The 25,523-nt window shown below is 66.9% G+C and carries 18 protein-coding genes and 3 pseudogenes; 9 read left to right on the top strand and 12 right to left on the bottom strand.

Annotated elements, in window-relative coordinates:
• Nucleotides 1-17: 17 nt before the first annotated feature.
• From QZH52_RS17515 to QZH52_RS17505, 3 genes are all read right to left on the bottom strand, one after another.
• A complete protein-coding gene (locus QZH52_RS17515) occupies nucleotides 18-1,007 on the bottom strand; it encodes a Bug family tripartite tricarboxylate transporter substrate binding protein (protein WP_286536878.1) in 990 nt (329 codons plus the stop codon).
• Between the two features lie 592 nt (nucleotides 1,008-1,599).
• Nucleotides 1,600-2,586: a Bug family tripartite tricarboxylate transporter substrate binding protein gene (locus QZH52_RS17510; protein ID WP_301811326.1), complete on the bottom strand. Its 987-nt coding sequence runs from the start codon at nucleotides 2,584-2,586 to the stop codon at nucleotides 1,600-1,602.
• Nucleotides 2,583-4,436: an AMP-binding protein gene (locus tag QZH52_RS17505; protein ID WP_301811324.1), complete on the bottom strand. Its 1,854-nt coding sequence runs from the start codon at nucleotides 4,434-4,436 to the stop codon at nucleotides 2,583-2,585. The genes QZH52_RS17510 and QZH52_RS17505 overlap by 4 nt, the downstream gene beginning before the upstream one ends.
• A gap of 237 nt (nucleotides 4,437-4,673) precedes the next feature.
• On the opposite strand from QZH52_RS17505, the gene QZH52_RS17500 reads away from it, so the two are divergent.
• The 3 genes from QZH52_RS17500 (at nucleotide 4,674) to QZH52_RS17490 (ending at nucleotide 5,920) form a co-directional block, all read left to right on the top strand.
• Nucleotides 4,674-4,955 (top strand): LysR substrate-binding domain-containing protein, encoded by a 282-nt coding sequence (locus QZH52_RS17500; RefSeq protein ID WP_436411597.1) that lies wholly within the window; start codon nucleotides 4,674-4,676, stop codon nucleotides 4,953-4,955.
• Nucleotides 4,956-5,322: 367 nt separating this feature from the next.
• Nucleotides 5,323-5,598, top strand: coding sequence for a DUF1488 family protein (locus QZH52_RS17495; RefSeq protein WP_301811321.1), 276 nt, complete (start codon nucleotides 5,323-5,325; stop codon nucleotides 5,596-5,598).
• 190 nt (nucleotides 5,599-5,788) lie between these two features.
• Nucleotides 5,789-5,920: a hypothetical protein gene (locus QZH52_RS17490; protein WP_301811320.1), complete on the top strand. Its 132-nt coding sequence runs from the start codon at nucleotides 5,789-5,791 to the stop codon at nucleotides 5,918-5,920.
• Nucleotides 5,921-5,943: 23 nt separating this feature from the next.
• On the opposite strand, the gene QZH52_RS17485 is transcribed toward QZH52_RS17490, so the two are convergent.
• Both QZH52_RS17485 and QZH52_RS17480 read right to left on the bottom strand, forming a co-directional pair.
• Entirely contained in the window at nucleotides 5,944-7,425 is a 1,482-nt protein-coding gene (locus QZH52_RS17485; RefSeq protein ID WP_301811319.1) for an alpha-amylase family glycosyl hydrolase, read from the bottom strand.
• Nucleotides 7,426-7,430: 5 nt separating this feature from the next.
• Entirely contained in the window at nucleotides 7,431-10,223 is a 2,793-nt protein-coding gene (locus QZH52_RS17480) for an MGH1-like glycoside hydrolase domain-containing protein (RefSeq protein WP_301811318.1), read from the bottom strand.
• A gap of 272 nt (nucleotides 10,224-10,495) precedes the next feature.
• Between QZH52_RS17480 and QZH52_RS17475 the strand changes: the two genes are divergently transcribed.
• The gene (locus QZH52_RS17475; protein WP_301811317.1) at nucleotides 10,496-11,650 is read left to right on the top strand and encodes an epoxide hydrolase family protein; all 1,155 of its coding nucleotides are present in this window, start codon (nucleotides 10,496-10,498) and stop codon (nucleotides 11,648-11,650) included.
• Here the strand turns inward: QZH52_RS17475 and QZH52_RS17470 are convergent.
• The 6 genes and pseudogenes from QZH52_RS17470 to QZH52_RS17445 form a co-directional block, all read right to left on the bottom strand.
• Nucleotides 11,626-12,477 carry an IclR family transcriptional regulator gene (locus QZH52_RS17470; RefSeq protein ID WP_301811315.1) on the bottom strand — a complete coding sequence of 284 codons (852 nt, stop codon included), beginning with the start codon at nucleotides 12,475-12,477 and terminating at the stop codon, nucleotides 11,626-11,628. The genes QZH52_RS17475 and QZH52_RS17470 overlap by 25 nt on opposite strands.
• Before the next feature lie 30 nt (nucleotides 12,478-12,507).
• Nucleotides 12,508-12,822: an NIPSNAP family protein gene (locus QZH52_RS17465; RefSeq protein ID WP_301811313.1), complete on the bottom strand. Its 315-nt coding sequence runs from the start codon at nucleotides 12,820-12,822 to the stop codon at nucleotides 12,508-12,510.
• 43 nt (nucleotides 12,823-12,865) lie between these two features.
• A pseudogene (locus QZH52_RS17460) lies at nucleotides 12,866-13,629 on the bottom strand (SDR family NAD(P)-dependent oxidoreductase).
• A gap of 31 nt (nucleotides 13,630-13,660) precedes the next feature.
• Nucleotides 13,661-14,381, bottom strand: a pseudogene (locus QZH52_RS17455) (Bug family tripartite tricarboxylate transporter substrate binding protein).
• A 226-nt stretch (nucleotides 14,382-14,607) separates the two neighbouring features.
• The gene (locus QZH52_RS17450) at nucleotides 14,608-15,045 is read right to left on the bottom strand and encodes an SDR family NAD(P)-dependent oxidoreductase (RefSeq protein WP_301811312.1); all 438 of its coding nucleotides are present in this window, start codon (nucleotides 15,043-15,045) and stop codon (nucleotides 14,608-14,610) included.
• Between the two features lie 148 nt (nucleotides 15,046-15,193).
• Nucleotides 15,194-15,547 (bottom strand): PaaI family thioesterase, encoded by a 354-nt coding sequence (locus tag QZH52_RS17445; RefSeq protein ID WP_301811308.1) that lies wholly within the window; start codon nucleotides 15,545-15,547, stop codon nucleotides 15,194-15,196.
• A gap of 308 nt (nucleotides 15,548-15,855) precedes the next feature.
• On the opposite strand from QZH52_RS17445, the pseudogene QZH52_RS17440 reads away from it, so the two are divergent.
• Nucleotides 15,856-16,032, top strand: a pseudogene (locus tag QZH52_RS17440) (transposase); the annotation flags it as partial.
• Nucleotides 16,033-16,172: 140 nt separating this feature from the next.
• On the opposite strand, the gene QZH52_RS17435 reads toward QZH52_RS17440, so the two are convergent.
• Nucleotides 16,173-17,849, bottom strand: coding sequence for a winged helix-turn-helix domain-containing tetratricopeptide repeat protein (locus tag QZH52_RS17435; RefSeq protein ID WP_301811304.1), 1,677 nt, complete (start codon nucleotides 17,847-17,849; stop codon nucleotides 16,173-16,175).
• A gap of 178 nt (nucleotides 17,850-18,027) precedes the next feature.
• Between QZH52_RS17435 and QZH52_RS17430 the strand changes: the two genes are divergently transcribed.
• The 4 genes from QZH52_RS17430 (at nucleotide 18,028) to QZH52_RS17415 (ending at nucleotide 25,520) form a co-directional block, all read left to right on the top strand.
• Nucleotides 18,028-19,674 carry an amidohydrolase gene (locus tag QZH52_RS17430; RefSeq protein ID WP_301811301.1) on the top strand — a complete coding sequence of 549 codons (1,647 nt, stop codon included), beginning with the start codon at nucleotides 18,028-18,030 and terminating at the stop codon, nucleotides 19,672-19,674.
• Between the two features lie 494 nt (nucleotides 19,675-20,168).
• The gene (locus QZH52_RS17425) at nucleotides 20,169-21,062 is read left to right on the top strand and encodes an IS110 family RNA-guided transposase (RefSeq protein ID WP_301811298.1); all 894 of its coding nucleotides are present in this window, start codon (nucleotides 20,169-20,171) and stop codon (nucleotides 21,060-21,062) included.
• A gap of 1,250 nt (nucleotides 21,063-22,312) precedes the next feature.
• A complete protein-coding gene (locus QZH52_RS17420) occupies nucleotides 22,313-23,587 on the top strand; it encodes an EAL and HDOD domain-containing protein (RefSeq protein ID WP_301811296.1) in 1,275 nt (424 codons plus the stop codon).
• Nucleotides 23,588-24,254: 667 nt separating this feature from the next.
• Nucleotides 24,255-25,520: an extracellular solute-binding protein gene (locus tag QZH52_RS17415; protein WP_301811294.1), complete on the top strand. Its 1,266-nt coding sequence runs from the start codon at nucleotides 24,255-24,257 to the stop codon at nucleotides 25,518-25,520.
• Nucleotides 25,521-25,523 lie beyond the last annotated feature (3 nt).

Below are 25,523 nucleotides of genomic sequence, written 5' to 3'. Positions count from 1 at the left end.
GTGAGAGCGCTCCTTTTTCATTGCAGCGTGATGTGAAGCTCTTCGACCGTGCGCTTCCACATCGCCAGGTCGTTGCGCACGAGCGTCGTGAACTCCTCGGGCGGCATGCCGCCGGGAGCGATGCCCTGGGCCTTGAAGAGATCGCGCACTTCCTTCGTGTCGAGGGCGCGCTTGACTTCGGCGTAGAGGCGCTGCGTCACAGCCGCCGGCGTGCCGGCCTTGAGCAGCAGGCCGTACCAGCCATGCACCTCGAAGCCGGGATAGCCCTGCTCGGCCACGGTTCGCACGGCGGGGAGTCCGTCGAAGCGCGTGGCCGTCGCGACGGCGAGTGCGCGCAGCTTGCCGGCCTGAATGAACGGCAGGGCGCTGCTCATGTCGAGAAACATGAACTGGATCTGCCCGCCCAGGAGGTCCTGCACCGCGGGGCCGGCGCCCCGGTAGGGCACGTGCGTCGCGCGGATGCCGGCACGCTGCGCGAACAGCGCCGCGCCCAGGTGCGCCGAGGTGCCGTTGCCGGACGAGCCGTACGACAAACCGTCTGGTCTGGCCTTCGCGCTCGCTACCAGTGCCTGCAGATCAGGAGCGGGGAAATCGGTGCGCACCACCACGGCGTGGGGCACAAAACCCACCACGGTCAACGGCGAGAAATCGCGCAGGGTGTCGAAGGGGTAGCCGGGCATCAGCGCCGGATTGGTGACCGCCAGGATCGACGGAAAGACCAGCGTGTAGCCATCGGCCGGCTGGTGTTTCACCTCGCTCATGCCGATGACGCCGCCACCACCGGGCTTGTTGTCGATGATCACGGGCTGGCCCAGGTGCGCCGACATGATCTTGCCGATCGCGCGCGCCATGAGGTCGGTCGGGCCGCCGGGCGAGAACGGCACGACGATGCGGACCTGCTTCGATGGGAAGGCGTCGGCCCAGGCGCGCGGGGCAAGTGCCATGAGCGCGAGTGCGCCTCCCATGGCGTTGAAGTGACGCCGGGAGGGGGCGGGAGTGGGGGGCATGAGGGTCTCCTTGGGGGTGCATCGCTGCGTGCGAACATCTTTTGACTCGACGCGCCAGTCTAGGTCCAGGGTGCACCGGCCGCATCCGGCTCATTCCATTGCATGGAATCGAAGGGCGCGCTTCAGAGGGCGACGGACCGAGTGAAGGGTGTCAAGGGCCGCGTCAGACCAGCAGCCTGCCAAGCCGAGCTGGACCTCTGCTTTGCATGGCTCACACAGTTCGAGGCCAGCATTCCTCTGACGCACGACGTCGTCTCGCCGGCGAGTTCTCCGCGTACTACCTGGTGCGATGACCGGCATGCCACTCATCCCGCTCGACTGCCACTGTCAACTGCCGGCTCTCGACATGCGCTCGATCTGGCAGTCAAAGCTGCCGGGGTGGGTTGAACACACCGAGAACTGACGGGGGGGCGGAGTGCCCGAGCAACCGACCAGCAGAAACAGCAGCGTCCCGACCGTGAACCTGAGCATGAGTCCTCTGTGGAGGTGTTGGATTTGCAGGCAGCCTAAGCAGGTCGGTCCGCGGGCGCAACCGCCATGCGCAACCGCCACGAAGCCCCGGTGGGCTTCGGCCCGCCGCGCCGGCGTGTGCTCAATCGCCCTTGAAGCCGGTCGCCGCCACCACCTTCTTCCACTTCGCAGTCTCGTCGACCACCATCCTGGCGGCCTCGGCCTGGCGGGTGCCCAGCACGCTGAAGCCCGCCTCTTCGAGCCGGCGGCGCACATCCGGCGTGCGGACCGCGGCGATGGCCTGTTCGTTGAGCGTGGCGATCACGCCGGGCGGCGTCCCGGCCGGCACGAACAGCACGAACCAGGCCGAGAAGTCGGCCTTCGGAAAGCCCGACTCCGCGAAGGTCGGCACCTCGGGCAACAGCGGCGAACGCTGCGGCGCCGTGGTCGCCAGGGCGCGCATCTTGCCGCCCTTGACCTGGGCCGTGGCCAAGGCAGTGGACACGAAGGCACCCTGCACGTCGCCCGCGATGATCGCCGATACCGCATCGCCGGTGGCCCGGTAGTGGACCGGCTCGACCTTGAAACCCGCCTGCTCGGCGAACATCTCGGCCCCGAAGTGGCCCGGCGTGCCGGCGCCGAAGGTGCCGAAGTTGGTCTTCTCGCGGCTGGCGGCGAGCCTGGCGAACTCGGCCACCGTGCGCGCCGGCGATTGGTTGGGCACCACCAGGATGAAGTCGGTGCGGACCACCTCCGACACCGCGACCAGTTCCTTTGCCGGGTCGTAGCCGAGCCTGGAGAACGCGGCCGGCGCGATGCTGATCGCGCTGACATCGGCGATCAGCAGCGTGTAGCCGTCGGGCGGACTCTTGGCGACGAACTGCGCCGCGATCTGCCCGCCCGCGCCGGCGCGGTTCTCGATCACCAGCGGCTGCTGGAGCAGATCGCCCAGGCGCTGACCGAGGGTGCGCGCGACCACGTCGGGCCCGGTGCCGGGCGCGAAGCCGACCGCCAGCCGCAGCGAGCGACTGGGAAACGCCTGGGCGAACGCGGCCGAGGGCGCGATCGCGGCGGCCGCCAGGCCCAGGCCGCCGAGGAGGCAATGTCTGCGTGAGGATCTGAAAGTCATCTTTCCGGGTCTCCATTGGAATGTTGTCGCGAGAGGCGGTACTCGAGCGCGAAGCCGCTCATCAGCTTTCGGATCCGCGCCTCGAGGCCGGCGTCGGCGACGGCCGAGAACTCGGCCACCGGGCCGCGCGCCTCCAGCAGCACGTCGAGCGCGACGAGGGTGTCGAGTCCGTCGCCCGCCAGGCGGTCCGCCAGCACGGCGCGCACCGCCTGTGCCCTCAGCTCGGGCTTGAACAGCTTGCCGATGGCGGTCATCGGCAGCGACTCGAGCACCACGATGCTCTTCGGGAACGCCGGCCGCTCGGGGATGAACTGCTGCGCGAAGTCATGCAGCGCCGCGGCCGTGACCGCGGCACCGGAGCGCAGCGAGACGAAGGCGACCGGGATCTCGCCGGCGTACTCGTCGGGCGCGCCCACGGCCGCTGCCATCAGCACGTCGGGGTGCCGCAGCAGCGCGTCCTCGATCACGATCGGGTCGATGTTGTGGCCGCTGCGGATGATCAGGTCCTTGGCCCGGCCGGTCACGAACACGCGGCCCTCGAGGTCGATGTGCGCGATGTCGCCCGACACCAGCCAGCCGTCGTCGGTGAAGGTGCCGGCGTTGCGTGATGCCTCGGTGTAGCCGGGCCCGACGTTGGGACCGCTGATCTGCAGCACGCCGTCGACGCCGGCCGCGACCTCGAGGCCGAACTCGTCGACCACCCGCAGCCGCGTGAACGGCAAGGCGAGGCCGACCGAACCCGCCACGCGCGGCCCCGCCACCGGCTCGATCGCGATGACGCCGCCGCACTCGGTCATGCCGAGGATGTTGCGCACCGGGATGCCGAAGCGCTGCTCGAAACCGTCCGCGAGCTCGGTCGGCAGCGGCGAGCCGCCGGTCAGCAGGGCGCGCACGCTCGAAAGATCGGCATCGCCGCGCTCGACGCCGAGCAGGGCCGAGATCACGGTCGGCACCGTGGCCAGCAGGCTGACGCGATGGCGCTCGACGCAGCGCCAGTAGGCTTTCACGAAGTCGAGGTTGCGCATGCCCAGCAAGGTGGGCAGCAGCACTTCGCCACCGGCCAGCAGGGTCGACAGGCCGTAGACCATCGAGCCCGCCACATGGAACAGCGGGAAGCCGTTGAGGATCACATCGGCCGGGCCGGCGCCGTACATGCGCGCCGCGCCCCAGGCCGCATGCAGCTGGTTGCGCTCGGTCTGCATCGCCAGCTTGGGGCGGCCGGTGGTGCCGCCAGTGTGAAACAGCGCCGCCAGCCGGTCGGGGTCGTCGCCGGGCGCCACGAGATCATCGGCGCGGCTGGCGGCCAGCTCGCGATCGAAATCGAGCACGGCACCATCGCCGGCCGACGCGCCGACGGCCAGCACGCAGCGCAGCTGCGGACAGCGCGCGCGGACCTCGGCGATGCGCGGCCAGATGTCGAGTTCCGCGTTCGGCCCCAGCGCCACGAGGATGTTGGCCTCGGCTGCGCAGAGGAGCTCGGCGATGTGCTCCGCGCCCAGCAGGTAGTTGACCGGGCAGGCGACGCCGGCCGCCTCGGCGCCCCAGAGCGTGAAGTAGGCCTGGGGAATGGCCGGCAGCAGCATCGCCACCCTCGGCGTTTCGTCGCCGGCGAGGCGCTGGAACAGGCGCGCGGCGCGGCGGACTTCGGCGACTAACCCGGCGTGGGTCCAGTTGGCCGGAGGCTGCTGCAGATCGGCCGCAGGGATGTAGGTCAGGGCGCGCCTGTCGCCATGCAGGCGGGCCGAGTGCTCGAGCGCCGCCAGCACCGAGGCGTGCGGCAGAAACTCCGCGTACGGCCGCGACTCGATCTGCCGCACCTGCTCGCGATCACGAATGCCTGGAACGCTCACCGGACTTCCTCGCTGGGGCGGCGCGGGATGCGCCACCGGAGCCGGCAGGATAGGAGCAAGCGCCGCCCGGCCTTGTGCATCGCCACAGCCCGCTGGTGCGCATCCGGTCGACGCAGGTGGCGTTCTGGTCCTTACTGATGGCCAGCGGGCACGGCGCCGCGCTGATGTGCGTTGGCGGATCAGCAGCCGCGGACCCAGCCCTATATCCAGTACGACCGCAGCGTGGCAGGCGGGCAGATGGCCGACCGCTATCTGCGCCAGCACGGCCTGACGCCACACACGCGATTGGAGATCAATGGCCTGATGTCCATCGCGGCGATGGTCGACCAAGGCCTTGGCATATCGCTGCTGCCGGATTGGTCAGCGCTCTGGTCGAGCGGACTGTGCATTCAGCGCGTAGCGCTGCCGGGCATCGCGCCCATGCGCAAGAGCGGCTTCGACTGGAGCTCCAATGGCCCTCGTGCGCCGATTGCGCACAAGTTCCTCGAGCATGCGGAGGCGCTCTTCTCGCGACCTTGAACTGAGGGCCGGCTGTCGTCGACGGGCGGCACAATCGCCCGAGATTCGGAGAACGTCCACCAGTGACCTCCGATGTCCTGGCAGCTGTACTGCCGCTCCCCGAAAGGGAAGGCCGTTGAACCACGGCTGTCTTGCGCACGAGCGCTGGGGCCCGGAGACCTTCCTGCCGCAGCGCAGGGAGGCGCAGAAGGCGCCAAGGGCACGCAGATCCGGTGGTCGACCTCGTGGCGGGCCCTGGCGGAAAGCCCGCACTGCCCGAAGAGCTTCCATTGGACCTGCGAGGTCCGGCGGCGGATCATGTGCAGGCATGCGAAGGCATGCCGAGCACCCGCTTCGCATGCCTGCGTCTCAAGCGGAGGCAAAGGAAATGACCGAGGCAATCTACTGTTTCGACACGGCCACGGTGCGATTCGCGATCTACCCGGAAGGCCCTGAGGGCGACAGGGTCGTCGCCGAGATCTCGGAAGACCCGCTGCGCGACCTCTTCGGTGCGACTGGCGGCGGCGACACCTTGGTGGCGGCCTACGAGGCGCACAGGGCGAGCATCGACGCGCTCGCCATCGAGCGCCACCACGAGGCGCCTCGACACCCCGTGCTGCTGGAAACCCACGACTTCGAAATGGCCGGAGTCCACGCCGAATGAGCGGCCGCCGGTTCGGTCGCTTCCACTCTTTTGCGGCCAGTGGCAGACCCGCTCCGGCGCTGAAAATGTCGGATTGCCCCGCAGGCGCGCGGGTGCTCAATGACGGCTCTTTCCATGACGAAGGAGACGTCGATGGCTGGCCGCGGGCGAACCGGGCAACCATGTCCTGACCGTGCAGTTCGAGAACGCGGTGGCGTACGCCAAAGTCACGGATCCGCTGGCCGCCGATCCCGAGTTCCGCCGCTGGCAGGCGGACAACGTCCAGTCCGGGTCATGCACCTGGGTGCGCAGCAACCTCATGCGGGAGCTTCCCCTGGCGTAGGTGCCGTCGGCCCCGGCCTGCCATCAGGCAATCCGCTGCAGGTCGAAAGCGTGGTGGCCCCAGGGCGGCAGGTCGAGGAACAATCCGCGGGACAGCAGGTCGTCGCCCGGACGGTCGTAGACCGCCGTGCCGAGCAGGTCGCTCAAGCGCAGCACGCTTCCTGCCAGCTGCGGGAACGGAAGACGCACGAAGCACTGGGATGGCTGCGGCGCGTAGTTCACGGCAACCAGCACCCGCTCGCCATCGGCCCCCTCCCAATCGAAGGCGATGAAATTGTCCGAACTGGGGTTGCCGTCCCAGGCCGGGAGACAGTCCCGCAGCGACCAGCGGCCGTCGCGCAGCGCCGGCAGCCGAAGCACGTCCAGCAGATGGCCATAGAAGCGTTCGAGCGCGCCGTCAACGGCTTCATCGGGCCCGCGGACCAGATGCGGGGAGATTCGAATGCGCCGGCCTTCGAATTGCCCTTGGTGGAAGAAGCGCAGTCCCGGTGAGAGATAGGTCAACACGGCCGCCGCGGGGTGGACTCCGGGCGCAAAGGCGGCCGCTGCGCGCGGCTCGTCGTGGTTCTCCAGAAAGCGCGCGAGCTTGTCCTGGTAGCCCATGTCCGCGCAGAGGTGCTCGCGAACCGGGCGGGCGCGCTGTTCGTGCAGGCGGTCGTACAGGCGCTTGTCGTAGGCGTAGTCAAAGCCCTGCTGCTGCAGGGTCCATTCCATGTCCCAGTAGATCTCCGCCATGAACAGGAAATCGGACTGGGAGCGCCGCACCGTGTCGATCGCCCTGGGCCAGAACGCTTCGGCCCGAATGCCCCAGGTTCTCTCGAACACCTCGGGCACGATCAGCATCGCCATGTCGCAACGCACGCCGTCGCATTGGCCAGCGATGCGTTCGAGTTCGGCGAGCATCGACGCCTGCAAGTGAGCGTTGCCGTAGTCGAGCTGCAGCGTGTCGGGCCAGCCGTCGAAGTACGGGTCCCGGCCGTGGGCGAGCAGCAGCGGGCCGTTCTTCGTGTTCAGGCGGCAATGGTTCTGGGGTGCTCGCGCCAGATCGGCTTCGCTGGCATGGACGAAGCAGTCCGGCCGCTCGTCCGTCCACGGATGATCGAGGGCCATGTGGTTCGGCACGAAGTCGAGCATCAGGCGCAGCCCGCGCTGGCGCATTCGCGAGCGCAGCCGCGCCAGGGCGGCGTCGCCGCCCAGATCGCGGTGCACGCGGTAGTCCTTGATCGCGAAGCCCGAGCCCGCGATGTCCTCCTCGCGAAGGTCGGGCAGCGTGTGCTCGAACTCCCGCCGCCAGGCCGGATTGCTGCGCGAGATGCGCTGCGCGGCTTCTCCGGTCTGCCAGACGCTCAAGAGCCAGAGCCAGTCGAATCCCATGCCGGACAGCCGATCGAGTTCGGCGTCGGCGATGTCGTCCAGCGTGGCCGCGCGGCCCAGCGACTGCGACAGCGCGGTGAGGAAGACACGCGTATTGAGCTGGTAGAGCGCGGGATAGCGAGAGCCTTGCATGACACTCACCTCGATGACTTCGTCCTTGCGGCAGTGGCGTCCTTGGCCACGCCGTGCAGGGCGCGCGCCGCCGCCGCCTCGGCCCCGGGCATGAGCAGCAGGTCCTTGGTCAGCACCGCATTGACCTGGATGATCCGCGCCACGCAGCCGGTCCAGCCGGTCTGGTGGCTGGCGCCGATGCCGGCGCCGGTGTCACCGTGGAAATACTCGTGGAACTGCACCAGCTCGCGCCAGTGCGGGTCGTCGCGGAACCTCGTGTCGGCTCCGCAGGCCGGCCGCCTGCCGCTGCCGCCATCGCCGCGCAGGAAGATGCGGCTCAGCCGCTCGCCCAGTTCCTTCGCCACTTCGAGCAGCGTCAGCTTCTGCCCCGAGCCGGTCGGGCACTCGACCTTGAAGTCTTCGCCGAAGTACGCGTAGAGGCGCAGCAGCGAGGTGTACAGCAGGAAGTTGATCGGCATCCAGACCGGCCCGCGCCAGTTGGAATTGCCGCCGAACATGCCCGAGTCGGAATCGCCCGGCACGTACGCCACGCGGTACGACTGGCCCGCGTGCTCGAAGACGTACGGATGCTCCAGGTGGCTGCGCGACAGCGCGCGCAGCCCGTGCGGGCTGAAGAACTCGCTCTCGTCGAGCATGCGCGCGAGGATGCGGCGCAGCTTCTTCTCGTCGACGATGGCCAGCATCCGACGATTGGCCACGCCGGGCTCCTGCGGCAGATGCATGTTGGCGGACAGCTCGGGGTGGCGCGCCAGGAACTGCCGCGCCCGCTCGCCGAACTTCGGCAGCTTCACGAGGATGTCCTCCTCGAACACGGCCACCCCGGCCAGGGGCAGCAGGCCGACGATGGACCGCACCTTGAGCCGCGTGGCGCTGCCGTCCGGCAGCCGCAGCACGTCGTAGAAGAAGCCGTCCTCCTCGTCCCACATCTCGTCGTGCCGGTCGCCGACGCGGTCCATCGCGCCGGCGATGAACAGCGTGTGCTGGAAGAACTTCTCGACGAATTCCTCGTACAGCGGCTCCTCCAGCGCCAGCTCGACGGCGATGCGCAGCATCTGCTGGCTGAAGAACACCATCCACGCCGTGCCGTCGGCCTGGTCGAGGTAGCCGCCCGTGGGCAGCGCCGACGAGCGGTCGAAGACGCCGATGTTGTCCAGCCCGAGAAATCCGCCCTCGAACACATTGGCGCCGGTGCGGTCCTTGCGGTTGACCCACCACGTGAAGTTGATGAGCAGCTTGGAAAAGGCGTACTTGAGGAACTCGATGTCGCCGCGGCCGCCGCGGCGCTCCTTGTCGATCAGGTAGAGCTGCATCGTCGCCCAGGCGTGCACCGGGGGATTGACGTCGCCGAAGTTCCACTCGTAGGCGGGCAGCTGGCCGTTCGGATGCAGGTAGTCGTTGCGCAGCATCAGGTCGAGCTGCTGCTTCGCGAAATCCGGGTCGACCATGCCCAGCGGGATCATGTGGAAGGCCAGGTCCCAGGCCGCGTACCACGGATACTCCCACTTGTCGGGCATCGAGATGATGTCGTCGTTGAACATGTGGCCCCACTCGATGTTGCGCACCCGGCGCCGCTCCGAAGGCGGCAGCTGGCCGCCCGCGCCGTGCTCGTCGAGCCAGAGATCGAGGTCGTAGTAGAAGTACTGCTTGGTCCACAGCATGCCGGCCAGCGCCTGGCGCATCACGTTCGCGCGGTCCGGATCGTCCCGCACGGCCGGTGGCGTCACCGCCGCGTAGAACGCGTCGGCCTCCTTCACGCGGGCCGCGAAAACGGCATCGAAGTCCTTGAAAGGCTGCGCCGCCGCACCGGACTCGCTGGCCGCCAGCCGCAGGCGCGCCTGCCGCGACTGGCCCGGGCCGACATCGAGCCGGTAGTGGGCTGCCGCCTTGGTGCCCCGCTGCTCCGGATTGACCGCATCGGCGTTGCCGTGGACGATGAATTCGTGGATGCCGTCCTTCACCCAGGCCGACGCGTTGTCGCCGGCGAAGAGGCGCGCGTTGTTGGTCTCGTTCTCGGTGAACAGCAGCGGCACGTCGGCGTCGCAATGAAGCTCGTAGGCGCCCAGCGATTCGAGGAACAGCGGGTCGGTGTGGCGGGCGCGCACGGTCGCGGCCGCGGCGCCGTCGACGAGTTCGATGACCGGCTTCGAGCCGCCGCCCGGCTGCGACCAGGTGTTGCGGAACCACAGCGTCGGCAGCAGGTCGAGCGACGCCGCCTCCGGCCCGCGGTTGAAGACCGTGATGCGCACCAGGATGTCGTCGGGCGCGGCCTTCGCGTACTCGACGAAGACGTCGAAGTAGCGGTTGTCGTCGAACACGCCGGTGTCGAGCAGTTCGTATTCGGGCTCCTGCTTGCCGCGGCCGCGGTTGGTGGCGACCAGGTCCTGGTACGGATAGGCGGCCTGCGGATACTTGTACAAGTACTTCATGTACGAGTGCGTCGGCGTCGAGTCGAGGTAGAAGTAGTACTCCTTGACGTCCTCGCCGTGGTTGCCTTCGCTGTTGGCCAGGCCGAAGGCACGCTCCTTCAGGATCGGGTCGCGCCCGTTCCACAGCGCCAGCGCGAAGCACAGCACCTGGTGGTCGTCGCTGATGCCGCCGAGCCCGTCTTCGCCCCAGCGGTAGGCGCGAGAACGCGCCTGATCGTGGGTGAAGTAATTCCAGGCATCGCCGTTGTCGCTGTAGTCCTCGCGCACGGTTCCCCATTGCCGCTCGCTGAGGTAGGGGCCCCATTTCTTCCAGGCCGCGCGCTTTGCCTGCGCTTCCTCGAGCCGGTGCTGCTCCGCTGCTTCGGTGCCCATGGAGGTTCTCCTTGAGATCGCTGCCGCCAGCCCGCCAGTGTGTCCCCGCCGAATGGCAATGGCAAGGACTTGAAGCCGGCTCACCTGCGCGACGTCGTGGATCGTGCTGACGCCGGCCTGGGCCCTGACATCGACATCGTGCTGCGGGCGGGCTGGTGAAGTCCGCGCACGGGTAAGTCCCGAGTTCACATACTGGCCATTGCCGAACCTCGCGGCCGCTCGCCCCCCGGACCCGGAAGATAGTCGACGCCAGGAGCCAACGCGGAGATGCCATGACCCCCACCCCTTTCCAACTGCATGTTCCTGAAGCCGCGATCACCGATCTCCGCGAGCGGCTGGCGCGCACGCGTCTGCCCGACCAGGCGCCGGGCGAACCCTGGGCCTACGGGACGGACCTTGCGTGGATGCGCGGGCTCATCGCCCACTGGCTTCACGAATTCGACTGGCGTGCACAGGAGGCGCGGCTGAACGCCTGGCCGCTGTTCAGCGTGCCGCTGGCGGGGATCGACCTGCGCTATCTGCATGTGCCAGGCGTCGGCCCGCGTCCGATGCCCTTGTTGCTGTCGCATGGTTGGCCAGGTTCGATTTTCGAGTTCATGGACCTCATTCCGCGCCTGGCGGACCCGGCGCGCTTCGGCGGCGACCCCGCCGATGCCTTCACGGTCGTGGCCCCCAGTCTGCCCGGCTACGGCCTGTCCTTCGCACCCGGACAGCCACGCTTCTCGGTCGAACAAATCGCCGACGCGTTCGCGTCGCTGATGAGCCAAACCCTTGGGTATCGTCGTTTCGCCACGCAGGGTGGCGACTGGGGGGCATCGATTTCGGCGCGTTTGGGGCTGGTGCATGCCGAGAGAACGATCGGCGTGCACCTGAACCTGCTGCCGCTGCGCCGTGATCCAGCCGCATTGGTTGACGACGATGACGCCGCGCGGCGGTATCGGATCGATCTCGATCGCTGGCTCAGCGAGGAGACCGGCTACAGCACACAGCAGGGAACGCGGCCCCAGACGCTGGCCTTCGCATTGACCGATTCACCCGTGGGGCTTGCCGCTTGGATCGTCGAGAAGATGCGCGCCTGGTCCGATTGCAATGGAGACATCGAGTCCGCCTTCTCGAAGGACGAGATTCTTGCCAACGTCTCGCTGTACTGGTTCACGGGTGCCATCGGCTCGTCGTTCTGGCCGTACTACGCGCGGCAGCACGGGCCGTGGCCGATTCCGGACGGCGAGACCGTCGGCGTGCCGATGGGCTATTGCGAGTTCCCCAAGGAGATCGTCCGGCCGCCGCGCTCGCTCGCCGCGCGCACCTTCACGGACATTCGCCGCTGGAGCGTGATGCCGGCTGGCGGCCATTTCGCAGCGATGGAAGAACCGGAAGCGCTGGCGGCGGAGATCCGCGCCTTCTACCGTCCGCTGCGTGCCGATTGAGAAGCTCGGCGGCGCCCTGATTCAGGCGCCAAGACCCAGGCCGCGCAGTTCGGTCTCGAACATCTGGCGCTCTTGTGCTGGCGCTCGAAGCCGAAGCGCGCGGTCAGCGTGGCAATGCTGATCGCGCCCATGCCGTGCTCGCCCATCCGGAAGGCCATTCCGAAGCCTGCCACGCCGACCTCGCCGAAGGCGTCGAACACCAGCGCGCAACCTTGCTCACGCACGGCCGTGGACCTCGCCTGCAGCATGTCCTCGTCGATCGGGTTCTGCGCGTAGGCTGCAGCATTGCGCGCGTAGGTGCCGGCAATCTCGGCCTTGTCCATGAAGCCGAGCACCGCCGTGCCGCCGGTGCCGGTGCCGATCAGGCGCCGCTGCCCGATGCTGGTGGTCAGGATCTTGATCGGCGAACTGCCCTCCTCCCGGTGCGCGCAGTAGACGAGGTCGCCCTGCCTCATCATGAGGAACACCGTGTCGCCGCCGATGCGCCCGATGCGCTTCATCACGGGGACGAAGCGTCTCAGCAATGGCGTGGGTTGCGGAAGCAATGAACCCAGCAGCACGGCTTGCGGCCCAAGCCGGTAGAGTTGCTCGCCGTCGCGATCGACGAACTGCTCTTCGACCAGACAGGTCATCAACCGGTAGGTCGTGATGCGGTCCAGCCCCTCGTCACGCACCAGTTGCGCGAGTTTCACGCCTTCGTCGTTGTACTTGGCCACGCAGCGCAGAAGCTGGAGTGCCCGCCTGACACTCTGGGTGCCGCGCACGGGGGCGTCGGACGCCGCCTTCGAAGTCTTGGGGGTGTCGGCATCGACGGCCAGAAGTTGCATGGTGGATGCGATTTCACCAGACGCCATCGATCACTGCAGCGGAGAAAACCCGGTGGGCTTGAGGAGTCGATTCTCCATGCGCACGATCCACGGCAGCACCTTGGCGGAGTAGGCGAGCCACTCGGGATCGCTCCACATGGCGGCGCGCGGGCGCTCCCGATCGGCCAGGTCCTCGAAGGCCCAGATGTGCACCGCCGTGTTCAGCGCCCCGGTCTCGGCCGTGAAGTAGCCGACCAGCTGCCCGAGGTGCGCGCAAGTGAGGGCCAGCCCCTCGTCCTCGAAAAGCCGCAGGAAAGGGCGGAAGTTGAGTGGCGCGAAGCTGTAGTTGCGTTCTTCGTAGATCATGGTTCCAGTCTCGTTGCACGAATCGGTCCGGTCGCTCGCATCCTCAGTCGAGCGGCCCGTCGTAGGCGTCGCCCACGGCTCCCCATGCCATGTAGCCGCCGTCCACGGGCAGGGTCGCGCCGGTGATGAACTCGGCGCCGTCGGAGGCCAGGAAGAGCATCGCGTCGGCAATGTGCCGTGCACTGCCCAGTCGGCCTGCCGGGGTGCGGCGCCGAACCTGGTCGGCGTCGAGCTTGCCTTCGTCGACCAGCCGCTGCATGAATGGCGTCAGCATGTAGCCGGGCGCGATGGCATTGACCCGGACGCCTTGCGATGCCCATTCGCAACCCAGCGTGCGGGTCATCATCCCGATGCCGGCCTTGGCGGCGCTGTAGGCGTTGCGGCGCGCAAGACCCAGCACACCGGCGATGGAACTCAGGTTGATCATCGCGCCGCGCCCCTGGCGCAGCATGTGGGGCGCTGCCGCCTTGCACATCATGTAGGTGCCGCCAGATGGACGTCGACCAGTCGGCGGAAGTCGGCGGCGTCCTGGTCGACGGTGGGCTGGAAGGTGTCCGGGATGCCTGCGCTGTTGATCAGCACATCGAGCCGCCCGAATTGCTCCAGCGCGGCTGAGACCAGGAACTGGACGTCGGCTTCGTCGGCGACATCGCCCCCGAGTCCCATGTGCCGCGTCCCCAGGCGCGCCGCTTCAGCGACCGCGCGGTCGGCGCGCAGGTCGGCCAGCACCACCGCTGCGCCCTCGCGCGCAAAGCCCTCGCCGGCGGCCAGCCCCAGCCCGCTCGCGCCACCGGTGATGAGAACCACCCTGTCCTTCAGTTCGGGATAAGGCACGCGCTCATTCCTCCAGCTTGATGTTGGCTGCTCGAATCACGCCGCCCCACAAGGCCGCCTGGGACTTGACCAGTGCACTGAACTCATCGGGCGTGGTCGGCGAGGGCTCGATGCCGAGCTCATCCAGCTTCTTGCGGATGTCGGCCGACGCCAGTGACTGGTTCAGTTCGCGATTCAGGCGGGCGACCACCGCAGGTGGCGTGCCGGCGGGCGCCGCCAGTCCTTGCCAGGAGTAGGATTCGAAATCGGGCACGCCGGCCTCCGCGAAGGTCGGCACGTCGGGCAGCACGGCACTGCGCTTGGTCATCGACAGCGCGATCGGCCGCAGTCGCCCGGAGCGGATGTGCGGCAGGCTGGCGGCCGTGTTGACCAGGTACATGTCGATGTCACCGGCGATCAGTGCCTGCAGCGCCGGCGCGTCGCCCTTGTACGGCACGTGCAGAGTACTTCAGTCCGCCCGGCGTCTTGCGCGCGAGCGCGAGCAATTCCTGCAGAGTCCTGGCCGGTACGTCCGGGTTGACCACCAGAACGAACGGAAAGCGCGTGGTGCCGCCAATGAAGGCGAAATCCTGCTCCGCCTTGTAGGGCACCTTGGCATAGAGATGGGGCGCGAGGGCGACGGTCGAGGTGTCGACCGTGCCGACGGTGTAGCCGTCGGCCTTGGCCTTGGCGACCAGGTCGCCGCCGATCATGGTGCCGGCGCCGGGCTTGTTGTCGATCAGCATCGACTGGCCCAGCGCCTGCCCCATCGACTGGCCCAGCATGCGGGCCACGACGTCGGTGCCGCCGCCGGCGGGGTATGGCACCACCCAGCGCACGGGCTGGTTGGGATAGCTCTGGGCATGCGCTGGCGCGAGCACCGTGCCGGCGGCCAATGCAGCGCCTGCCAGCCTCAGGAGGAAAGAGAATTTCATGGACGTCTCTGGTTGTGTGAATGAAGAAGGGCATCGCTCAGGCTGAAGCCGCGGCACGGACCCCGCCGAAGGTGCTCCATGAACCGGCGACCAGCCAGCCCGCATCGACCGGCAGATTGATCCCGGTGATCACGCCGGCCTGGTCCGACAGCAGGAAGGCCACGGCACGCGCGATGTCCGAGGGCGCGATCAGGCATCCCAGGGCGCTGTTGGCCTTGAGCTTCCCGGGGTCGCGCAGACCGAGGTCGATCTGCCCCTGCAGCGCCGCGGTGACTGTATAGCCCGGCGACACGGTGTTGACCCGCACCCCGGCCCGGCCCCATTCGCCGGCGAGGCACTCGCCGAGCGAAATCACGGCGGCCTTGGCGGGCGAGTAGGCATGCAGCGGCATCGAGCGCATGCCGGCGACCGACGCGATGTTGACGATCGCCCCGCGGCCACGTTGCGCCATCGCGCTGCCGACTCCGCGCAGCACGCATAGGTGCCTTCGAAGTCGATCGCCAGCACGCGCTGGAACGCTGCATGCGCCAAGGTGGCAGGCGCGTCCGGCGACTGCACGATGCCAGCGCAATACGGCGAATCGTTCACGATGTGAACCTGTCGCTTTCCCCTATCCGGAAAGCTCAGCAGATCCATGCAGACGGCGGCACGTAGAAAACCGCGCTCGCGCGCACCAGCGGTTGACCGGCGCAACGAATTTCGCACTCTCCGAAACGCACGCGGCCCCGCTCCTTCGTGAGTGCGACATGGGCTTCAATCCAATCCCCTAGACGCCCGGCGGCGATGTAGTCGAGCTTGAGATTGAGGGTCAGCGTTGTCTCCACGCTTTCTCCGGTCCGGGCCAAGTTGGCGCCAATGGCGACATCTGCAAGCGTTGCCAGCATGCCGCCGTGAACTACCCCATATCTGTTCGCATGCCGCGACTCGGCACGAAAAGCCAGCACAAAACCGCTGGATTGGGCGTCCGTCGATTTCATGAACAGGGGCCCGACATGATCGAGAAATCCTTCATGTAGATCTGACGGACGAAAACCTACTGGTACGCAAGAGGAGTGCATTGCTCGAAGTTCGACAGGGTCCATACATGCACGAACGTACGACGACCCCAAGAACCACTACAAGCTCGAACGGGACATCTTGGCAAACGGCCCACGCGCGTGGCACCTCCCCGTTGGCGCAGAAACACGCCGGCCCCCCGCAGCGGCCGCGATCGTTCGCCTGCACGCAAGGTTCACATCGGAGACAGCGGAAAGTCGAGGTCCCAGGAAGTGGTGTAAGTCTTTCACTCGCTGCGCGGCAACTGCGCGGCGTGAAGCTCGTGATCAGCGACAGCCACGAAGGCATCAAGGCAGCGGCTGCGAAGGTGCTCAAGGCCACCTGGCAGCGTTGCCGGGTGCACTTCATGCGCAACGCACTGGCTCATGCCGGCAAGGCGCAACGGCGCATGGTCTCGGCCGCCATCGGCTTTGAGCGACACTGCGCCCACTCGGCTGTCCGCAGTGGCACGCTGAGTACCGTGCAGCTCAGCCTTCTCCGGGCTGTGGACCTACACCACGGAATGGGACGCGACCCTCGACGATGCTCCTGGGCCGATCAAGCTTCCTATTGCGCAACTGTGGGCGTGTCCGGAATGCCTGCCGACCGCGCTGCAGTGACGCGTCGCTCGCGCAGGGATGCGGCGCGGTCGCCGAATGTCGACCCGAACCATTCGCTCCCTATGCGCGGAACCTTCGCCTGCAGCAGTGCCGCCTCCTTCCGCGCTTCGGGCAGGCGATCGAGTTCGACCAGGGCGGCGATCCGGTCCTGACGACAACGCCAGAAGTCCGGCGCCCGCGTCAGGCAGTCGTCGGCCGCGCGGATTGCTTCCTCGAAGCGTCGATTCGCCCACAGCGCGGTGGCATAGAAAGCCGGGAGATACGCCGGTGGTAGCGGGTTTCGGTTCATCGCCTGCTCCAGGTTTGAGAGTGCAGGTTCGATCTGGCCGAGTTGGAGATGTGCCGCGCCGAGGATGTAGAGGCATTCGGCATCGTTCGGACTGAGCCGGCAAGCCTGCTGCGCAGCGGCGAGCGCGGCATCGAGGTCTCCTGCGCGGCTCTGTGCCTGCGACAGGGCGACATAGGCAACCGGCAGGCCCGGCTGCAGCTCGATCGCGCGTCTGATCTGGCCTAGCACTTCGTCGACGCGCCGCCCGTCCCACTCACCCGTCAGGTGCAGACCGATGTCGACCGTGTTGGCGATGCCAAGAAACGCCCATGCGGCTGCGTAGTCGGGATCGATCGCGATGGCATCGGAAAAATGGCGCCGCGACGCGCGGATGCCGTCGGCGTTGTACCGCACCATCATGGCCCTCCCATGCGCCACCAGCACATAGGCGTCGAGCGTCTTCGGCGGCTGCGCAAGCGCACGCCGCTGCTCGGTCGCGGCCACCTTCGCCTGCAGCGTACCGGCGATGCGGCCCACCAGAGCCAGCTGCGCGGCGCCGAGCTCGGCGCGATCGACCACGTCGGAGGCTGACCAGACGATCCGACCGTCCTGGCTGTCGAGCAACTCGACGCCCATCCGCAACTGCTCGCCTTCGCGCCGCACCTTGCCGTCCACGATATGCCGGCTGCGGAGGCGCCTGCCGATCTCTGCCAACGGCGTCTTGCCTTCGGCGAACTGGAAGCTCGACTGGCTCGAGACGACGCGCAGGTTGGGACTGCGCGCCAGCTCGGACACCAGGTCCGCCGCCACGTTGCGGGCGAGGACCGCGCCGTCGGCATCGCCGGGCGGGCCCTTGAACGCGAGCACCGCGATCGACGGCGGCCCGCCGGGATCGTCTACCGCCCCGGACGCGTCGGTTCGAACGCGCTCTTGCCAGAACACGACCACGCCCAGCAGCAAGATGGCCACGCTGCCCAGGGCCAGCCAACGGCGCGCGGGTCTCGACGAAGTACCCGTGACTCCGGCGTTCTGGCTCGAGGTGTCATCAGCCATGGCGGCCGCCCTCAGCATGTAGCCGCGGCGCGGCACCGTCTTCACCAGGCGATGACCGGCGTCGCCGAGGGCGCGGCGTATGTCGCCGATTGCCTGGACGAGCGAATCGTCGGTGACAACGACCTCCGGCCAGACGGCGGCCATGAGCTCGTCCTTGGTGACCAGTCGCCCCGCGCTTCGGGCCAGGTGTCGCAAGACCTGAAACGCCTGCGGCCGCAGTTCGACCGGCCGGCCGGCAGCATCGAAGATTGCCTCCTGGGCGAAGTCGACGACAAAGCCAGCGACCTGCAGGCGGGTCGGCATGACGATGGAATCCTGTGCGGCTCGATCCAAGCTGTGCCCTTGCGCAGGAACGCGCGCGGACCATTCTGCGCGCGCCCACCTGCGCTTCGGGTGATTTCGTCCGTTTTCGCGATCCGATCGGGACTTTTCCGGGCCGCTGGTCAATCGTCCGGGCTTCGACATTCTTCGAGCACCCGTCATGCACTCCAAGCGCCACGCCCTCCTTGCCTTGGCCCTGCTCTTGAGCGAGGCCGCCTTCGCCGCGCCATCGCTGGTCATCATCAATGCCAACGTCTTCACCGCCGACCCCGCGCGGCCCCGGGCCGAAGCCATGGCGATCGAGGACGGCCAGTTCAGCGCCGTTGGCGGCAATGCTGAAGTTCGCGCGCTGGCAGGGCCTGCCACACGCGTCATCGACGCCGGTGGCCGGCTCGCCACCCCGGGCCTGATCGAATCCCATGTCCACCTGGGCAGCACGCTGCCCTCGGCACCCCTGCCAATGCCGGGCCTGCCGTTTCCCGGACCGACGGCCGAACAGGCCCTGGCCGCCGTCGCCGCCGCGGCAAAGACGCCCGGCGGCTGGATCAGCGCCTGGATCGGCCCGCTCGTTGCCCGCGACCAACGCAACTGGCGGATGGCGCTCGATGCCGTGGCGCCAGACAGGCCCGTGCTTCTGCGCGGCTTCTGGGGGCACACGGCGATCGTCAACAGCGCCGCCTTGCAGCGCATCGGCATCGCAGAGGACGTGGCCGACCCGATCGGTGGCCAATGGGGCCGTGACGCCAGCGGACGGCTCAACGGCCGGGCCGACGAGGGCGCGTCGCCCGTGCCCGAAGTCCGCGCGACGCCGAACGATCCGGCAAAGCTGGCACTGTCGTTCCAGGCTGCGGCACAACGCTATGCGCGTTGGGGGGTGACCAGCATCCACCTGATGAACAGCGGCAAGACGCTGGAGGTCACGCTGGACACGCTGGCGAAAGCAAAGACCCCGCAGAAGTGGACGGTCTATTCGTGGGCGACCGGCGCGGTGCCCAGCATTGCCGGTGCATGGGCTGCGATGGACGAGGCACCGAAGACCTTGCCGCCACGGGTTCGCATCGACGGCCCGAAATGGATGCTCGACGGTACGCCGCTCGAGCAGAACGCGCTGCAGCGCGAACCCTATGCCGGGCGCCCGGACTGGCGCGGCCGCTCCAACCACAGCGATGCGCAGGTGCGCGAGATCCTGCAGACCGCATTGCGCCGGCCCGGGCAAATAGCGCTGCACGTCGTCGGAGATGCCGAAACCGATCGCGTTCTTGCCATGATGGAATCGCTGGCCTCCGCGGAGGCGTGGCGGGAGAAGCGTGTTCGCATCGAACACGGCGACGGCATCCGCGACGACACGCTTGCGCAGGCGGCGCGACTCGGCGTCGTCGTTATCCAGAACCCGACGCACTTTCCGCCTGCCGGCGCACCGCGACGGCCTACCGAACCGCATTCGATGCTCAAGAGCCTGCTGGCAGCCGGCGTGCCGGTCGCGCTGGGGTCGGACGGAGGGGCCGAGGAAGCCAACCCCTTCCTCAACATCATGCTGGCCACCGCCTACGCCGCATCCCCACGCGAGGCGCTGTCGCGCGAGCAAGCCTTGCTCGCCTACACGGCCGGTGCGGCCTTCGCGGAGAAGCAAGAGCGCAGCAAGGGGCGCATCGGAGTCGGCATGGCAGCCGACCTGGCGCTGCTTTCGCAGGACATCCTGACCGCCCCTCTACCGGCGCTGCCCGCCACGAGAAGCCTGCTGACGGTGGTGGATGGCGAGATCGCGTTCGAAGATCCGGCCTTGGCAGATGCGCCCTCGCCCAAGTGACTCGGAAAAGAGTGAAATAGCGGCGGCGCTGGAATCGGCCCGCGCTTGAATGCAGACTGTGGCGAACGTCTGTTCCTGGCCCGAATTCGGCTGTCCGCTGCATTCTGCCCGCCGTGCCCTTTCGCTGCTCTGCCCTGCTCCTCACATCCTCCGCCTGAGCCAGTAGTCGACCGGCTGTCGATGACAGCGGGCCGCAACGACTTGTCGGGGCTGCCGCGGCCCCCAGCCCGACAGGTCGGAAACTCGCAATCTCATGATGCGGGCGGGAAACGGCGAGCAAATAGTGTCCGCACCGGCGCATCTACCGTGTCGCACGAACATTGTGTTGTCATGCGACAGCAAATCCACGCTTGACCCGTCCTACCTGGCAACGAGTTGCCGGCTTTTGGTGACGCAACTTTGGTGAGCCTGCGACAGTTTTTGGCCGCTCACCACGGGTTTGCGACACTAAGGTACCTTGACATCCCTACCTGACGGTTGGGAGCCTCGCCTTCGTGCCCCGAAGAGGTTTACATGAGATTGCGAAGGAGCCCTCCGCCTCCCGGCTCCCACTTCGCCCTCTCGTCGGAGGGAGCACTCACCGCGACGACCGACGCGACGCCCCTCCGACCCGCGACAAGCTGCTGGCCATGCTGCTGCGCCACCACGGTGGCGAACGCGTCTGGTCGGTGTTGCGCGAACCGACGCCCGAGGACGAAGACGCGCGCCGCACGCATCGCGAACTCGCCCGGCTGACGACGGAGCGCACCGCACACATGAACCGCATCGGCTCGCTGCTCGTGCTGCACAACTTGCGTCCGAACGCCGTCATCGGCGGGCGTGATTGGGCAAGCTGGTGGGAGCGTCATCGCGAGGAAGTGCCGCCTGTGTCGCGTGCCGAACTCGAACGCGAAAGCGCGCGGCTGTCGCTGGTCAAGCAGCAGGTGAAGGCGCTGGAAGCTGAACGGCGTCTGGAGGTCGAAACCGGCAAGCAGCCGGTGGTGGCGCACCTGACTCAGCTGCGCGCCATCGGTCTCAAAACGGCCTGGGTGCTGGACAAGGAGCTCTTCGGCTGGCGGCGCTTTGCCAACCGGCGCGAACTGGCTGGCTCACTGGGTCTGGTGCCCACGCCCTATGACAGCGGCGGCAGCAAGATAGAGCAAGGCATCAGCAAGGCGGGCAACAGGCGAGCGCGGGCGTTGCTGGTCGAACTCGCCTGGGGCTGGCTGCGCGTGCAGCCTGACAGCGCGTTGACGCAGTGGTTCAACCGCCGCTTCGCCGGCAGTGGCAAGCGCATGCGACGCGTGGGCATCGTGGCATTGGCCCGGCGCCTGGCCATCGCGCAGTGGCGATACCTCGAGCATGGGGAGATTCCAGCCGGTGCGGTGTTGAAGCCGGCCGGTGCCTGAAGCAACGCGAGCGATTCTGACTCCCACACGGCTAGGCAAGGAGCACATTGATGGTCAAAGGTCGACGCGCCCGGAAGGTCCGCGGGTCACCGCACAGTGACCGTCCAAAAAGATGGGGTGCGTCGATAACTGGGGTTGCCATTGCGCTTCGCGCGCATGCTGCATGAGGTGCACGGCATCCACACCGTGCACGGATAGAAGCTCGTCCGAGCAGTGGCTCGAACGCTCGTCACGCCCCGACCTTGGACCCGGTTGGCATCTCTTGAGCCAAGTCCTGTCCGTAGACTCAATGCAGTGCAGAGGCCATCATGAAATACCATCCATCGATATGTTGACCGACGCCGCTTGACAAACAAGTCCTCATAGAAGCGGACCTCCGGCCCGCTCCTCCGCCGTTCGGCCACTTTCTGTGCCGCGCGTCCACTTCTTCACGACGCAACACGGCCTTAGGCAGGCAAACTGAGACCCATGCTCAGGCTACTTCTTCTCATTCTTGCTGTCCTCATGCCGGTTTGCTTGGTCTATGCGTTCGGCGCCTGGAGCCTGCTAGCGCTGTTCGGAGCGGCGGCCGCGACACTGCTGTTGTCAACCAGGAAGGCTCGCGGCGCTGAGGCGACGCAAGGCGGCAGGCTCACCGGGTACCACACCACCACGACGGCGAACTTTTAGGCTCCGCCGTCCGGGCGAAGAGCTCACAGCGAAGCGAGCTTGACGGGCAGAATGCGACCAGGACCGGACATTCCGTTGTGCCGCTCAATTTCAAGCGCGGGCGGAGAAATCCGACCTATCTGACCAGCGGCGCGCGCCCCTTCCTGACATGTTTAGTTCGAGAAATCTGCGGTACCCCAGATGTCCTCGCGCTGGCGCGTGCTCATCGTAACTGGGGCCAAGTAGTAGGTTCCATTAACCGAGTAGAGCGCGCGGCACCAATCCTCCAGCCGTCTGCTCAAGATCGGCATTCACTTCTGCTACCTGACACCACTCATCTTTGCGGTGCCGCGCTGACTCCTAGCCCGGATTTGCAGCTCCAGCGTCACGCTACCGAGTTGAACTGGTCCGCTCAAATGCAGGTGATCTGACCCTGTTCGGCAAGGGCCTGAGCGCCAACAATCGATCGCATTGACCAGAACGAGGGCGGCCAGGAAGGCCGCGTCCCACGGGATTCGTATGGAGGCAGGACATTGCTAGTTGATTTCTTCCGGCGCGCAGGCTCGAGGCTCATCACCCTGGGCGATGGCGCAAGCGCAGCCATGGCCAACGATCCCGAGACGATCGATCCGTGCGCAGCGCTCGCACCCAAGCTCGACACCGGCTTCATCACCTACGCGGTGCTTCTGGACGGGAAAAAACGTGTCAGGGGCTACAGACTCGCCTGGCGTCCGGCTTCACAGCACGGCGAGCCGAGTGCTATCGACAACTTGAAGGCACTCGTTTCCTGCATCGCGAGGAACCTCAACGACCCCAAGGCCGGCTGGCGCATGGGTGAACTCCTCATCCTTCTCGACGTGACGGCCGAAGGCCTTCTTCTGGACGAGTGGCAAACCGACCTGCCGCCCAAGAACTTCGTCTTGTGCATGGGCCTCGACGAGCTGATGGATGAAGGCACGCGCGCCATGCTACTTCTGCTTCGCGCGAAGGGTTTCGGCGTCATGCTGCGCGGCGCCGCTTCGCTGCCCGAAGATCCGGAGATCCGCGCCATCGTCACCCATGTGGACGTAGTCGACGGCCATGCCGAACTCGTCGCGAGCATCCAGAGCCCATCATTGGGGGCGCCTGCCTTTCAACCCATCGCCACGCGCATGGCGAGCTGGCAGGACTTCGGCGCCTGCGCCGCACGCCGCGTAGACGTCCTCGTGGATGGCAGGGGAGCCCTCTCGCTCGGGGCTGAAGCGGGGGTCGCCCTGCAGCCGGAAGCCATGCTCATCATCCGCCTGATGCAGGTGATCCGGCGCAACGAAGACGTGCGCGTCATCGAAGCCGCTCTTAAACACGACCCGGTGCTCACCTACCGTCTGCTGCGCTACATCAACTCTCCCGGCATGGGGATCGGCGTCGAGATCAAATCGATCCGCCACGCGGTGGCCATGTTCGGCTACTCCCCACTGTTCCGATGGCTCGCGCTGCTGCTAGCGACCAGTAACAAGGGCAGTTCTGCGTTCATGACCAGGAAGGCGATCAAGCGCGGCCGCTTCGTCGAGCTGATGGGCCAGGGGACGCTGCCGCCCGACGAGGCCGACAGTCTATTTGTGGCCGGCATGTTCTCGCTGATCGACAAGTTGCTTGGCGCGTCCCTGGAAGAGGTGCTGGACAAGGTCCAGCTTTCCGAAGCGATTCAACTGGCGATCCTGAAGCGCGAAGGTCTGTACGGCCCCTTCATCACCTTGGCCGAATGCTGCGAGATCGATGCCAGCGAGGCAGCGCAGCTTGCCGAGTCACTCTTCATGAGCTCGGAGAAGGTGAACGCGGCGAACCTGTTGGCAATGGCGTGGACGCAGAACGTGAACCTGGCGGAAATGGCCGATTGAGCGCATCGATGATGAGAGATCCGATTACCCTTGGCTCATTGGTGAGCGGCAGCACCATGCTCGCGATCGCCCTTTGGGATTCTCGCGCCATGCGATGGATCGCCATCTGTGCTGCAATCGGCTCGCTCGCGTGGGCCATCCGGGGCGCAACCTAGCAGGATTCGGAAATACTCCCCTCCGAAGCGCGCCATCTGCTTCGGCGAAGATTTGCTTTTCACATAGTGCCGCAAGCAGCGATTTCGGGATCCGTTGTCGCTGATTTGAGGGTGTTTTTCGAGCCTCTGGTTGCCTCAGAGCCCCTGCGGACGGAGTTGTCCCACCGAGCGCATGCGCGTCAAGTTGTAGGCCGTCATCGTCATGACGTCCCCCCATTTCCGGTTAGTTCTAAACTGGAGTTGAGCGGTTTTCGGCCTGTTGATCTGACCTCTTTTTGACGAACTCACTGGGGGTCAGGTGACCAAGTGATCCGTGTGGGCGGTGATGGTCGTAGTCATGCTGCCATGGCCTGCCGCTCTTGCTCGCCGCAGGCGGCCGCCAGTATGCGCACGTGCCTGAGTTTTTCTCTTGCCAGTCTCCAGAAATTGTCGTTTGACCCCCCTGCAGCCGTTCCCTAAAGTTCTCTGCACCGGTCCCGCCATGAAAGGGCCGATCCCTACAGGAGACAAGAATGAGCCTCGTGAATGCCGGGCGCCGCAGGGCGCTCAAAGGTCTGTCCGCAGCAGCGGCCACTTTCGGTGCAGGTGCCATCGCCCTGCCTAGGTCGGCGCTTGCGGCTGACCAGATACAACTGATCAGCCACCGTTATCCGGCTCTGGAATTCTGGGCCGGCAAGATGAAGACGGCGCTGCCGGGCGTGGACGTCAACGCGCAGCTGATGCCTTTCGAGAAGATGGGTGAGCTCGTCACCATCGCAATGTCCTCCAAGGCGTCGACCTTCGACATCGTCTACGTGATCGACTCCTCCGTCGCCTCCTATGCGCGCAACGGCTGGCTGCGCCCGCTGGACGACCTCTGGGCCAAGTACAAGAATGAGTTCAACCTCGGCGACTTCTCCGACGCGGCGATGAAGATGTGCAGCTACAACGGGCGCATCTACGCCCTGCCTGGCACGGTCAACGTGATGATGCTTTACTACCGCAAGGACCTGCTCGACGCGGCAGGCAAGCCCTTGCCCAGGAGCGTGGCGGAATACCAGGCGCTCGCCAAGGCACTCAATTCCCCGGCCCGTGCCGGCGCGATCAGCTGCCTGAAGCCCACCGACGCGACGATGAACGAGGCCCATTGGTACATGAACACCATCGGCCAGGGCTGGTTCGACAGCAACTGGAAGCCGATCTTCAACAACGAGGCTGGTGTGCGTGCCATCGAGGCCCTGAAGGAGTCGACCCGGGCTGCGCAGCGTGGCTTCGCTACCGCGGCCAACGACGAGTGCACGATCGCCCTGCAGCAGGACGCGGCGGCGATGGGCATGCAGTGGGCGACGCGCGCCCGTTCGGTGGACGACCCCAAGCAGTCGCGCGCAGCCGGCAAGTTCGAGTGGGCGCCCATGCCGCAGGGCCATGCGCGCGTGCTGGCCGACGGCTATGCAATCTCCGCCTTCAGCAAGCAGGACCCCGACCAGCTATTCCGCATCATGGCCACAGCGACGCGCGAGGCCAACATGCGCGAGGCAGCCGGCATGCTCGTGCCGCCGCGCAAGGCGCTGCTCAACGACCCCGAGCTCCGCGCAAAGAACCGCTTCTACCCCGCGGCAGCGCAGGCCATCGAGACCGGCACCCCGTTTCCCGCGCTGCCCGAGTTCTACGCGGTAGGCGAATTCGTCTCGCGCCGCATTCTGCAGGCTGTCACCGGCGAGATGTCCACCAAGCAGGCCATGGACGAGGCTGCCGGCGAGACCGAGGCCTACCTCAAGGGTCGCGGCTACTACCGCTGATCT

It is taken from the genome of Variovorax ginsengisoli (assembly GCF_030486595.1).
Classification (GTDB): Bacteria; Pseudomonadota; Gammaproteobacteria; order Burkholderiales; family Burkholderiaceae_C; genus Variovorax; species Variovorax ginsengisoli_B.
Note: the sequence above shows the minus strand (reverse complement) of the source record. Positions and strands in the feature narration are given on the sequence as shown.